Source organism: Oligella urethralis DSM 7531 (genome assembly GCF_000372065.1).
Taxonomy (GTDB): Bacteria; Pseudomonadota; Gammaproteobacteria; order Burkholderiales; family Burkholderiaceae_B; genus Oligella; species Oligella urethralis.
The window spans coordinates 127,899-141,169 of record NZ_AQVB01000003.1 but is presented as its reverse complement, the minus strand read 5'-3'; the positions used below and the strand labels follow the sequence as shown (position 1 = coordinate 141,169).

General features: G+C 48.4%; 7 protein-coding genes and 1 riboswitch. Of the genes, 5 read left to right on the top strand and 2 right to left on the bottom strand.

Features of this window, described 5'->3' with window-relative positions; all coding sequences use genetic code 11:
- Nucleotides 1–3 precede the first annotated feature (3 nt).
- The 5 genes from A3GA_RS0103145 to epsC are packed head-to-tail and all read left to right on the top strand — an operon-like array spanning nt 4 to nt 9,960.
- On the top strand, nt 4–1,275 hold the full coding sequence (locus tag A3GA_RS0103145; protein WP_018025934.1) for an efflux RND transporter periplasmic adaptor subunit: 1,272 nt from the start codon (nt 4–6) through the stop codon (nt 1,273–1,275).
- A complete protein-coding gene (locus tag A3GA_RS0103140) occupies nt 1,272–4,433 on the top strand; it encodes an efflux RND transporter permease subunit (protein ID WP_018025933.1) in 3,162 nt (1,053 codons plus the stop codon). Before A3GA_RS0103145 ends, A3GA_RS0103140 begins: the two co-directional genes overlap by 4 nt.
- A gap of 2 nt (nt 4,434–4,435) precedes the next feature.
- Entirely contained in the window at nt 4,436–7,570 is a 3,135-nt protein-coding gene (locus tag A3GA_RS0103135; RefSeq protein WP_018025932.1) for an efflux RND transporter permease subunit, read from the top strand.
- The gene (locus tag A3GA_RS0103130; protein ID WP_018025931.1) at nt 7,567–8,985 is read left to right on the top strand and encodes an efflux transporter outer membrane subunit; all 1,419 of its coding nucleotides are present in this window, start codon (nt 7,567–7,569) and stop codon (nt 8,983–8,985) included. The genes A3GA_RS0103135 and A3GA_RS0103130 overlap by 4 nt, the downstream gene beginning before the upstream one ends.
- A gap of 57 nt (nt 8,986–9,042) precedes the next feature.
- A complete protein-coding gene (gene epsC, locus A3GA_RS0103125) occupies nt 9,043–9,960 on the top strand; it encodes a serine O-acetyltransferase EpsC (protein ID WP_018025930.1) in 918 nt (305 codons plus the stop codon).
- 56 nt (nt 9,961–10,016) lie between these two features.
- On the opposite strand, the gene ppk2 is transcribed toward epsC, so the two are convergent.
- A complete protein-coding gene (gene ppk2 / locus A3GA_RS0103120; RefSeq protein ID WP_018025929.1) occupies nt 10,017–10,931 on the bottom strand; it encodes a polyphosphate kinase 2 in 915 nt (304 codons plus the stop codon).
- A gap of 170 nt (nt 10,932–11,101) precedes the next feature.
- Nucleotides 11,102–12,976 carry a phosphomethylpyrimidine synthase ThiC gene (thiC, locus tag A3GA_RS0103115; RefSeq protein ID WP_018025928.1) on the bottom strand — a complete coding sequence of 625 codons (1,875 nt, stop codon included), beginning with the start codon at nt 12,974–12,976 and terminating at the stop codon, nt 11,102–11,104.
- Between the two features lie 102 nt (nt 12,977–13,078).
- Nucleotides 13,079–13,171, bottom strand: a riboswitch (TPP riboswitch).
- Between the last annotated feature and the right edge of the window lie 100 nt (nt 13,172–13,271).

The window sequence follows — 13,271 nt, the reverse complement described above, 5'->3', positions numbered from 1 at the left end:
TGAGTGACAAAACCACCTGAGACGGTACAGCACAATCAGCCACCGAAGCAAGTGCAAGTACAAGCTGAGCCTGATGCGCCGTTTAACAAAAGGGAGTCGGGTAAAGTGCGTATTATCAAACAGCTCGTTCTGCTCCTGTTGCTAGGCGTGATCGTGTTTGTGGTATATGCTTTATTTTTCCATAAGCAGGCTGACAATAACACAGCTTCTACGCCTTCTCCTTCAGCGATGGGTCCAGTTGGTAATGTTAGAGGAGGTCCTGGGGCTGGCACGGTAAAGGTTAGGGCAGTCGCTGCCGAAGTGCGCACCATGAATAATGTGATTCGAGGGATTGGCACCGCTTTGCCGTCCGAAACCGTGGTGGTGCGCAGTCAGGTCAGCGGACCATTAACTCAGGTGTTTTTCGAAGAAGGGGCGCTGGTCAAGGCAGGCGATGCGTTGTTTGCCATTGATCCCAGGCCATTTGAGGCAAAGTTACAGCAAACACGTGCCCAGCATCAGCAAAATGAAGCACAATTAGCCAATGCTGAGGCAGATTTACGACGCTATCAAACCCTGTTTAAGCAAAACTCCATTGCCCGTCAACAGGTGGATACGCAAGCAGCCCAAGTTAAGCAATTAAGAGCCAGTCGTGCCAGTTTACAGGCGCAAATCGATCAGGCTGAGATTGAGCTTGAGTACACCACGGTGAAAGCGCCGATTAGTGGGCGCCTGGGTTTACGACAAGTGGATATTGGAAATCTGGTGCAGGCTAACGCCACCGAGGGCTTAGTGACAATTACTCAAACGCAACCGATGGATGTGGAGTTTGCCATTTCAGAGCGATATGTGCCGCAGGTAGCAGCCAAGTTTTATCAGGGACAGCCGCTTGAGGTGCAGCTCTATGACCGTAATTTTTCTCAATTTATTGAGCAGGGTGCGTTGCTGTCGATGGATAATCAGATCGACGCCGCCACTGGTACGGTAAAAGTCAAGGCACGCTTCGATAATGCGGATTATGCTTTATTTCCAAATCAATTTGTGAATGTGTGGCTGTATGCGCAGCGCTATGACAATAGCCTCAGTGTGTTAACCGATGCCATTCAGCACGGACGCCAAGGGGCTTTTGTGTTCTTGATTAATGAGGATATGACAGTGCAGCGGCAGGAAATTCAAAGTGGCATTGTTGAAGGTGTTTATACCCAAGTACTTGAAGGCTTGGTAGAGGGTGATCGCGTCGTGATTGAGGGCGTAGATCGCTTACGTGCAGGATCTAAAGTAGAGATAATCGATTGAGTATATCAGCGATTTTTATCAGTCGTCCGATTGCGACAACCTTATTAATGATTGCGGTGCTGTTGACGGGGATTTTTTCCTATCAACGGCTCTCAGTGTCTGCATTACCAGATGTGGACTACCCGACGATTCAGGTGACTACCTTGTATCCTGGGGCCAGTCCTGCCACCATGGAGGCCTTGGTGACCTCACCGCTTGAGCGTCAATTAGGGCAAATGGCGGGTCTGCAGCAAATCAGTTCCTCCAGTGCGGCCGGCGCGTCAGTGATTAATCTCAAGTTCAGTTTGACGCTACCGATTGCGGTGGCCGAGCAGGAAGTGCAGGCGGCGATCAATGCGGCCTCGAATCTGTTGCCGCAGGATTTGCCCATGCCGCCGGTATATAACAAGGTGAATCCTGCGGATGCGCCAGTCATTACCTTAGCCATTAGTTCCGATGCTTTACCGTTGTATGAGGTACGGGATTTGGTAGAAACTCGAATTATGCAGACGATTGCGCAAATTTCGGGTGTGGGAATGATCAGTATTGCTGGTGGTCAAAAACCGGCCTTTAGAGTGCAGGTTAATCCAGTCGCTTTAGCGGCTAATGGTTTAGCCTTAAGTGATGTGCGTACGGCAATTGCGTCAGCGAATATTAATCAACCCTCTGGTAACTTAAACGGACCACGTCGCTCAACCACCATTCACACCAATAGTCAGCTCTATACGCCGGAAGAGTATGAAGATCTTATCATTAGCTATGTTAATGATGCGCCTTTACGTTTAAAGCAGGTAGCCAAGGTGGTGATGGATGCAGAGGATATACGTCAGGCTGCGTGGTTAGATGATAAGCAAGCGATTCTTCTTAATGTTCAGCGCCAACCTAATGCAAATGTCATTAGTGTGGTGGATGAGGTGTTACAGCTATTACCCTCACTGCGTGCAGCGATGCCGGAATCGGTGCAGATAGAAGCGGTGGCTGACCGTACAGAATCCATCCGTCAATCCATCAACAATGTACAGACAGAGTTACTGCTTGCCGTACTGTTGGTGGTGTTAGTGACCTTTGTGTTTTTACGTACCTTAAGCGCAACCTTTATCCCATCGGTGGTGGTGCCGCTATCCATTATCGGTACCTTTGCGATCATGTTCTTTTTAGGCTATAGCCTCAATAACCTCACTTTAATGGCGCTGACCATCGCATCCGGTTTTGTGGTGGACGATGCCATTGTGATGATTGAAAATATTGCGCGCCATATTGAGGAAGGTGAAACCCCGCTTAATGCCGCTTATAAGGGCGCTAAGGAAATTAGTTTCACCTTGATTGCCTTGACCTTTTCATTAATTGCGGTACTTATTCCTCTGCTCTTTATGGGCGATGTGATTGGTCGCTTATTTAGAGAGTTTGCGGTCACCCTGTCAGTGGCGATATTAATTTCACTGGTGCTGTCGCTTACGCTGACACCGATGATGTGTGCTTATATGCTGAAACCCGCAGCTAAAAAGGCGATGGTTGAGGCGGGTGCTAGTGATCACTCCACAGAAGTTGTGCATGCACCTAAGGAGGGCTTTGTAAGCCGTTTCTTGGCTAAGCAAATTGATCGGTTGATGGCGGCTTATGCTAATTTACTGGATAAGGTCTTAGCTCATCAGTTAGTGACCCTATTGGTGTTTGTCGCGACCTTAGTGATGACGGTGGCGCTGTATGTATGGATTCCCAAAGGCTTTTTCCCGCAGCAGGATACTGGTCTGATGGTCGTGATGACGGAAGCCGATCAGTCCGTGTCTTTTGAGCGAATGGCTGAATTACAAACGGCGATTGCAGAGGCTTTTAGTCAAGATAAGGATGTGGCTTCAGTGACCTCCTTTATCGGCGTAGACGGCAATAATGTCAGTTTGAATACGGGCCGTATACAGATCGAGCTGACATCTCATGCTGGTCGCGATAGTGCTCACGTAGTCATGGACAGGTTGCAACAGATAGCCGCAGACTATGAAGGCATTAAGGTGTATTTGCAGCTTAATCAGGATCTTTCGATTGATACACAACTGGCCCGTAGTCAATATCAGCTTAGCCTTTCCTCCATTGATAGTGAGCAGCTGAGAGCGTGGGTGCCGAGTTTTGTGTCGGCACTTAGTGAGATTGAGGGTTTACAAGATGTGGTTGAAAATTACCAAATGCGTGGCTTAGAAGCCAAAGTGGTGGTAGATCGCGATGCCGCCGCTCACTATGGTGTTCGGATGGCACAGGTGGATGAGGCCTTATACAATGCCTTCGGTCAGCGCTTGATTTCAACGGTCTTTACCCAAGCAGCGCAATATCGCGTGGTGTTGGAAGTGGAGCCGAGTTTTGCGCAGGATCCGCAGTCGCTGGCCGATGTGTTTATTCAGGGTACTAATGGCTTAGTTCGGCTGACAGATATTGCCCAAGTTGAAATGGCATACACCCCGTTGGAAGTGCAGCGGATTGACCAGTTTAATGCCAGCTTAATTTCTTTTAATTTACAAGCGCATTATTCGTTGTCGGATGTGTTGCCACAAATTCAAGCGCTACCGCAGCAAATAGCTATGCCCGAGGTGGTTGAGATGCGTTTACAAGGTACCACCGAGGCTTATGTCAGTGCTCAAAAAAATAATCTGTGGTTATTGTTGGCGGCGGTTTTTACCATGTATATTGTTTTGGGGGTGCTGTATGAAAGCTATATTCACCCCATTACGATTTTATCGACGCTACCCTCAGCCACGATTGGCGCCTTAATTGCCTTAAATGTTGCCGGTATGGATTTGGATATGGTGGGCATTATCGGCGTGATTTTGCTGATTGGTTTGGTTAAGAAAAACGGCATTATGGTGGTGGATTTTGCCTTGTCGGCTGAGCGTGAACAGGGTTTATCACCCTATGCAGCAGTACGTCAGGCCGCCTTATTACGCTTCAGACCGATTTTAATGACAACCTTGGCGGCTTTGTTTGCAGCCATTCCACTGATGCTGTCAAGCGGTGTGGGGGCGGAATTGCGTCAACCATTAGGTTTAGCCATGGTGGGTGGCTTGTTATTAAGTCAAGTGTTGACCCTCTTTACGACACCGGTCGTGTACTTATATTTTGACCGTTTGCTTAGCGGCAGAACGCATGATGAGCAACAGGCGAGGCCTGAGTCTACTGTCGCTAACGAGGGCTGAGTATGAACTTATCAGCGCTGTTTATTAAACGACCGGTTGCCACCTTATTATTAGCCATTAGTGTGGCGATTTGCGGTATCGTCAGTTATCTGGCTTTACCAGTCGCGCCATTGCCCAATCTCTCGGTGCCGGCGATTTTTGTGCGTGCGAGCTTGCCTGGCGCTAGTCCAGAAACCATGGCGAGTAGCGTGGCCACGCCATTGCAGCGTGCCTTAGGATCGATTGCCGGGGTGGATGTGTTAAGCGCCACCAGTCAGGAGGGCAGTACACAGATTATTATTCTCTTTGAGTTGCGTAAGGATGTGAACGATGCAGCAAGAGAGGTGCAGGCTGCCATTAATAAAGCGCAACATCTGCTACCCAGCAATATGCGTACACCACCCACCTATCGTAAGATGAATCCTGCTTCTAGTCCGATTATGGTGTTGACACTGACTTCAGAGACGCATAATTTGGGTGAGCTCTATGATTTGGCGACCACGGTAATTGCACAAAAAGTAGCGCAGGTAGAGGGGGTCGGTGAGGTCAGTGTTGGTGGGAGTTCCATGCCGGCGGTACGGGTAGATTTAAACCCGATGCAGTTGACTAGCTATGGCATCACCCTGGATGAGGTCAGTCGAGCCATCAGCGAATCCAATCAAATTCAGCCGCGCGGCTTTATCGAAAACAAAAATTTACGTTGGCTTATTAGTGCTAATGGTATTTTACATAAAGCCGCAGACTATCAAGATTTAATTATTCGCTGGCGCGAGGGTCAGGCGGTGCGCCTAAAGGATGTGGCGCATGTTTATGATTCTGTCGAAAATGAGTATAACTTTGGTTTTTTAGATCATCAACCTGCCATTAACCTGATTATTCGACGTGAAGAGTCGGCCAATATTATTCAAACCGTTGATGCAATAAAGCAGCAATTGCCAGCGCTGAATGCCTTAATGCCAGCGCAAGTGGATTTAAATGTATCGCAAGACCGCTCCTCTAGTATTCGTGCCACCTTGTATGAGGCTGAGAAGACCTTGGTGCTGGCGGTGATCTTGGTGGCACTGGTGGTGTTGGTTTTTTTAAGAAAACTCAGAATAACGATGATTCCGGCGGTATCGGTGCCGATTTCCTTATTCGGTTCTTTTATCGTGATGTATTTTTTGGGCTTTTCCCTCAATACGATCTCCTTAATGGCTTTGATTGTGGCCACTGGTTTTGTGGTGGACGACTCAATTGTGGTGGTAGAAAATATTGTGCGCCATATGGAAAAGGGCTTGGCGCCTTATGAGGCTGCATTAACTGGCGCTAAGGAGGTCGCTTTTACTGTGGTGACGATGAGCCTGTCGCTGGTGATCGTATTTCTACCCCTGTTGCTGATTCATGAGATGGTCGGTCTACTCTTTTATGAGTTCGCGATGACGCTGACGGTGGCTGTCTTGGTTTCACTCGTGGTCTCGCTCACGCTGGTGCCCATGTTATGTGCGCTTTGGTTACGTCCGGACCAGGAGCTGCATCATGCCACAGCACCCGCAAAGAAGCCAAGGCGATTACTGCGCATGTTGGAGCAGCCTTATGAGTTGCTATTTCGCTTTTATCGGTGGAGCTTGGCTTGGAGTCTACGCTGGCGTGCGGTGACATTTTTTAGCTTGGTGTTGGTGGTGATTTTAAATGTGCACCTATTTATGACGGTACCCAAAGGCTTTTTTCCTCAGCAAGATACCGGTATGATTCGCGGCATGTTCAGAGTCGATGAGGGCACCTCCTTTGAAACGATGAAGCCTAAATTTGATGAGTATCGACGGATTATTTTGGCGGATCCGAATGTCGCTACGGTGAGTGGTTTTGCCGGTGGTCGTGGCGGCAGTTCCAGCAGTTTTATGACGATTCAATTGGTGCCTTTTGAAGAGCGTGAGTTAACGGCTCAAGAAGTCATTAATCAATTACGCACTAAACTGTCGCATATACCTGGTTCGAGCATGTCCTTATTTGCCGTACAGGATATACCGGGTGGTGGCGGTTTGGGTGGTCAGGATAGCGGTGATTATCAGTTTTTATTAAAAGCAGGTGATTTGCCTACACTTAGAGAATGGACCGCTAAGGTACGTGCAGCCTTTTTTGAATTACCCGAGTTGGTCGATGTGTCTGAGGGCTCTGAGGATAAAGGTAGCCGTTTGGAGTTGCACATTGATCGGGAAAAGGCGCAGCGACTCGGCGTGGATATGCGTCTGGTGGCGAGCACCTTAACTAATCTCTATGCCTCACGTCAAGTGTCGGTGATTTATGAAGAGCTGAATCAATATAATGTGGTGATGGGGGCAAATGCTCGCTATGCCCGAGATGCCACTGTGCTTGATGATTTGATGGTGATGAGCAATGATGGGCGAGCGATCCCAATTAGCGCTTTTACTACCCTAAGCATGGCAAATGCGCCATTGCGCGTGAACCAGTCGGACGGGATGTTAGCGGATTCGATAAGTTTCGCTTTGGCTGAGGGAGTGAGCTTGGAGCAGGCGCGCGCAGCGATTAACGATGCGCTTATCCGAATCAATTTACCTACACGCTTGGTGCAAGCAGGGTTTGCTGGCACCGCTGCCGATTTTGAAAAAATGCAACGACAGCAACCCATCATGTTGTTAGCAGTGATTGTATTACTTTATTTGCTGCTTGGGATGTTATATGAAAGCTATATTCATCCTTTGACCATTTTATCCACCTTACCGTCCGCTGGTTTTGGTGCCTTATTGGCACTGAATATGGTGAATATGGAGTTTACGATTATTGCTCTGATTGGTCTTTTCTTATTGATCGGTATTGTGAAGAAAAATGCCATTATTATGATCGATTTTGCTTTGCAGCGACAGAGAGAGGATAATCTCAGTTCCGAGCAGGTGATTTATGAGGCTTGCTTAGTACGTTTTAGACCGATTCTGATGACCACCTTTGCTGCACTGTTTGGCGCTTTGCCTTTAGTTTTGGCCACCGGTGCCGGGGTGGAAATGCGCCAGCCGCTCGGTATAACCATTATTGGTGGTTTAGTGGTGAGCCAAATTTTGACCCTTTATAGTACCCCGGTGGTGTATTTATACCTAGATGATTTAGCTAACTGGCTTAAGCGTAAATTATCAAGGCGGCAGCAAGTTATTGAGAGTAAATCATGAGATTAAAGCGATTAATCCTAGCTCTGGTCGCACTGAGTGCGGTCAGTGGCTGTGCGGTGGGACCGGATTATGAGGTGCCGGCAGTCGTTACCGCATCCGCCTTCAAAGGTGCACCGGTCAATAGTGCACAATGGATTGAACTTAAAGCGACCCAAGCTTGGATTCGCGGTGATTGGTGGACGCTGTTTAAGGATGCGGAATTAAATCAATTAATGCTATTGCTGAATCAGGAGAATCAGAGCATTGCGCAAGCGTTGGCTCGCTATCAAGCAGCCATTGCTCAACGTCGTAGCGCGACGGCTGATTGGTTCCCCAATGTCGGTAGTACGACGTCAGTGACGCGGGCCGGTGGTTCGGAGCAAGACCCGAATAATCGCTTTTCCTTAGGGGCGAATTTGTCCTGGGAAGCCGATCTTTGGGGTAGTATTAGGCGCTCGGTAGAATCAAGCACCGCTTCCGAAGAGGAGGCCGAGATTGCCTTAGCTGATGCTCGTTTAAGCATGCAAGTGCAGCTACTGGAGAGCTACTTCCAGCTACGTCGCACCGATTTAGAGCGTGAGTTACTGCGTAAGATTATTCAAGCTTATGAGCAATCTTTAACGATTACCCGTAATCGTTATGAGCAGGGCGTGGTTGCTTATGCAGATGTGGTGCAGGCAGAGGCACAATTAGAAAATGCACGCTCTGATGCCATCGCTGTCGAAACCAACCGTCGTCACTATGAAAATATGATTGCTGTGTTGGTGGGGCAAATGCCTTCCAGTTTCCATATCGCTGAAAGGGTGGATTATTTACCCGAGATGATTTCGGTGCCGGTAGGTATTCCAGCTGAGCTGTTACGGGCGCGACCTGATGTGGCAGCCGCTGAACGCCGAGTTGCAGCTGCCAACGCCAAGATTGGGGTGGCGCAATCGGCATGGTTGCCGCGCTTAAATTTATCCGCTAACGGCAGCTACCAGGCAACACATTTCTCGGACTGGATTCGTTCGCCGCTCAACGTATGGTCACTCGGACCGCAATTGGTCTTAAGTATTTTGGATGGCGGTGCGCGTCAGGCCGCTGTCGATTCAGCCAAAGCAGCGTATCAAAGCGAGGTGGCAGCTTACCGACAAGCGGTGTTAGAGGCGATGCGTGAAGTGGAAAATGCCTTAACCGCAGCGGTTAATCTTGAGCGTGAGCAGGAGGCGCAGCAGCGTGCCCTAGCCGCATCGCGTCAATCATTAAGCATTGTGATGAATCAATATCAAGCCGGCTTAGTCGATTACCTAAGTGTTGCCCAGGTACAAAACAGTACTTATAATGCCGAAATACGTCAATTAAACCTACGTGCCAGCCGTTTATTAAACCAAGTCGAATTAATTCGTGCCTTAGGCGGCGGTTGGGAAAATCCGCGACTGCTACAAGCCAGCCGCTAATCAGCATTGGCATCGTTTTACTGAGGGATTTTTATGCCATTTTTTAAGTGTGACTCAATGAATGATTTTCCGCATGATTTTATGATCGATGATGTAGTCTGCGGTCTCAAAGAGCAGCGCCAAGCATGGCGCACAGAGCAAAATCGTTTAGAGGAAAAGGGCGGCCGACACTTGCCTTCACCCGAAGTTATTGCGCAAGCGATGCATTCGCTAACGGGCGCCTTATTTCCGATGCGTCTAGGACCTGAAGACTTAGTGCAGGAGAGTGAGGATTTTTACGTGGGTTATACCCTCGGTAAAGCCTTGAATTTACTACTGACACAGGTGCGTCTAGAGTTTTTACAAAAGTTTCAGCAGAATGGCGTGGACCATGAGCAAATCCGTGAGCAGGCGGTAGAGATTGTACGGCGTTTTGCGGCCACGCTGCCCGAGATTCGTGGTTTATTGGATCAGGATGTGCGCGCCGCTTTTCGGGGGGATCCGGCAGCCACGAGTGTGGATGAGGTGTTACTTTGCTACCCTGGTGTGCATGCCATGGTGTCACACCGAATTGCGCATGAGCTATACAAATTGGATGTCAAAATCATCGCTCGGGTTATCTCTGAATTGGCTCATAGTCACACGGGCATTGATATTCACCCTGGAGCAACCATCGGCCCTGGTTGTTTTATTGACCACGGTACCGGTGTAGTGATTGGTGAAACCGCTATTATCGGCAATAATGTCCGGATTTATCAGGCAGTGACTTTAGGTGCCAAGAGCTTCCCTAGCGATGAGCATGGTAATTTGCATAAAGGACTCGATCGTCACCCAATTGTTGAGGATGATGTGGTGATTTATGCGGGGGCGACGATTTTAGGTCGTATCGTGATTGGCAAAGGCTCGGTGATTGGGGGTAATGTCTGGTTGACCCGTAGTGTGCCGGCAAATAGCGTGATTAGCCTAGCCGATCCTTGTGGTGATAGTAGTCTTTAAGCGTTGATAAAAAGGCCGTGAGACACTAAGTTAACTCACGGCCGAGTTACGATAGCTTAGTAAATCGCTGGCACCAGCATCTCGTCAGGTGTGGGTAAGCGCTTGTAGTCAGGATGATGGATGCGCTCGGGCAGCTCTACTTCATCATGCTCAATATCCGCATACGGGATTTGCGACAATAGATGCGAGATGCAGTTTAAACGAGCCCGTTTTTTGTCATCACCCTCAACGACCCACCAAGGGGCCTCAGGAATATGTGAACGTGCCATCATAATTTCTTTAGCCTTGGTATAGTCCTCCCAACGACGGCGAGACTCTAGGTCCATAGGCGATAGCTTCCACTGCTTTAAGGGATCGATCATGCGCATCATAAAGCGACGGTGCTGCTCCTCATCGGAAATTGAGAACCAATACTTAATTAAGATGATGCCGCTACGGATCAGCATTTTTTCAAACTCGCCCACGTCACGGAAAAAGGCCTCGTATTCCTCATCGGTACAGAAGCCCATCACGCGCTCGACCCCGGCACGGTTATACCAGCTGCGGTCAAATAGCACGATTTCGCCACCAGCAGGTAAATGGGATACGTAGCGTTGGAAATACCATTGGGTGCGTTCGCGATCATTGGGTGCGGGTAGGGCGGCAACACGACAGACACGTGGGTTTAGACGCTGAGTAATGCGCTTAATGGCACCACCCTTGCCGGCGGCATCACGTCCTTCAAAAATCACCACCACTTTGAGTTTTTTCTCTACTACCCAGTCCTGCAACTTAACCAACTCACCTTGTAAGCGGAGCAATTCACGGAAATATAGACGACGATCCATGCCTTCATCGTGAACGGTTTGACCCGCTTCAGTCAGTAATGCCTGATAACGTTCATCGTCAATTTCCATTTCTAGCTCTTCATCAAAGCTATCCATGATTTCAGCGTAAAGACGACGCGCGTTTTCTGATAGAGATTGACTCATAATATAAACCTAATGTGTGTGATTTCTTTGGTAAAAAATATCTGCTTATTTTATTTATACTACCACTGAATAATGAATCTAATATGACGATTCATCGCTTTTAAGCATAGAAAAAACGCCGCACAAGCATTGAGCTCGCACGGCGTTAATAGTGACATTAAAACGAGTGATTAGCTATAGATCTTACTGCCCTGCTTAATAAACTCAATGGATTTTTCTTGCATACCCTCTTGCGCTTTAGCGTAGTCGCGTACCTCCTGAGTAATCTTCATCGAGCAGAACTTCGGTCCACACATGGAGCAGAAATGCGCGATCTTAGCCCCTTCCGCTGGCAATGTTTGGTCATGATAGGACTCAGCGCGTTCTGGATCCAGACTTAAACGGAACTGATCCCGCCAGCGGAACTCAAAACGTGCTTTGGAGAGCGCGTTATCACGCAATTGAGCGCCTGGCCAGCCCTTGGCTAGGTCGGCCGCATGGGCGGCAATTTTATAGGTAATAATGCCGGTACGTACATCCTCTTTATCAGGTAAACCCAAATGCTCTTTAGGTGTTACATAGCACAGCATGGCAGTACCGTACCAACCAATATTGGTCGCACCGATACCAGAGGTGATATGATCATAGCCGGGCGCAATATCTGTTACCAGTGGCCCTAAGGTATAGAATGGCGCCTCATAGCAATGCTTGAGCTCCTCGGTGACATTAGCCTGAATACGTTGCATTGGTACGTGGCCTGGACCCTCGATCATGACCTGTACATCATGCTCCCAGGCTTTGGCAGTCAGCTCACCCAAGGTATAAAGCTCACTGAATTGTGCTTGGTCATTGGCATCGGCAATACTACCCGGACGCAAGCCATCACCTAAGCTGAAGGATACGTCGTAGGCCTTCATGATTTCACAGATCTCATCAAAATGTGTATACAAGAAGTTTTCTTGGTGATGTGCCAAACACCATTTCGCCATAATCGAGCCACCACGAGACACAATACCAGTGACGCGATCCGCTGTCATCGGTACATAGCGCAGCAGCACCCCGGCATGAATGGTAAAGTAATCAACGCCTTGTTCGGCTTGCTCAATTAAGGTGTCACGGAATAAATCCCATGTTAGGTCTTCGGCAATGCCACCGACTTTTTCCAAGGCTTGGTAAATAGGTACGGTGCCGATAGGTACCGGGGCATTACGAATAATCCATTCACGCGTTTCATGAATATGGGCGCCAGTGGAGAGATCCATAATGGTATCTGCACCCCAGCGCAGTGACCAAACCATTTTTTCGACTTCTTCGGTGAGTGAGGAGGTGACAGCGGAATTGCCCAAGTTGCCGTTGATTTTGACGCGGAAATTACGACCGATAATCATTGGCTCTAATTCTGGGTGGTTGATATTGGCCGGAATAATGGCGCGACCGGCAGCGACTTCACTGCGAACAAACTCCGGCGTAATATCTTCTGGTCGCTTAGGTAAATTGGCGCCGTAATCAAATCCCTCATGCTGTCTTAAGAGCTTGCTATAAGCGGGATCAGACATTAATTTATCCAACATCAATTGTTCACGTAAGGCTACAAACTCCATTTCAGGGGTGATAATCCCTTGGCGAGCATAGTGCATTTGCGTGACGTTTTTGCCGTTTTTGGCGCGTCTGGGTTGAGTGATCACATTAAAGCGTAGATGCGCTGTCTTAGGGTCAGCTAAGCGCTCGTTACCGAATTGACTGCTTAAGCCAGGCAGCTTTTCGGTGTCTCCTCTTTCCTCAATCCAGCGCTCACGAATACTGGGTAGGCCCTCTTTAAGGTCAATGCCTTGGGCGCTATCGCCATAAGGACCGGAAGTATCATACACGGGGATGGGTGGGTTAAGCTCTTCGCCTGCCGCAGTAATCGTGGGATCCTGTTCAATTAAGCGCAAAGGTACCCGAATATCATCACGACTGCCTTGAATATAGTGTTTAGTAGAATTTGGATAGGCAAACTGTAAGCTGATTTCCTCGCTTAAGTCGCTCAATGCTTGGGTGCTGTTTAATGATGCGCGTTGATTCATAATGCCTCCGTTGTGGTAAAAGGTGAACAGAGGTATGAATTTGCGTGGAGCGGATAGTGAGCATAACCTACTATCTCAGCACAAGAGAAACGTAAACACAATATGTGCTTACTACAAACTCCCTACGCCGGTACTAACCGGGTCAAGTTCAAAGGGTATTTCTCAGCCGCAACTGCAGCACCCCTGTTCGTTAGTGGCATTAAAACATTTTTTAATAAAAGAATAAAGACTTTAGCTGCTGATTAGGGGTTAATACTGGTTTTAATTACTCTTTGGAGCTTAAGTGCGCTTGCTT

Excerpts from the sequence above, each read along its gene's own strand:
- A3GA_RS0103130 (WP_018025931.1), top strand. The coding sequence starts at position 7,567 with ATGAGATTAAAGCGATTAATCCTAGCTCTGGTCGCACTGAGTGCGGTC.
- epsC (WP_018025930.1), top strand. The coding sequence starts at position 9,043 with ATGAATGATTTTCCGCATGATTTTATGATCGATGATGTAGTCTGCGGT.
- ppk2 (WP_018025929.1), bottom strand. The coding sequence starts at position 10,931 with ATGAGTCAATCTCTATCAGAAAACGCGCGTCGTCTTTACGCTGAAATC.
- A3GA_RS0103135 (WP_018025932.1), top strand. The coding sequence starts at position 4,436 with ATGAACTTATCAGCGCTGTTTATTAAACGACCGGTTGCCACCTTATTA.
- thiC (WP_018025928.1), bottom strand. The coding sequence starts at position 12,976 with ATGAATCAACGCGCATCATTAAACAGCACCCAAGCATTGAGCGACTTA.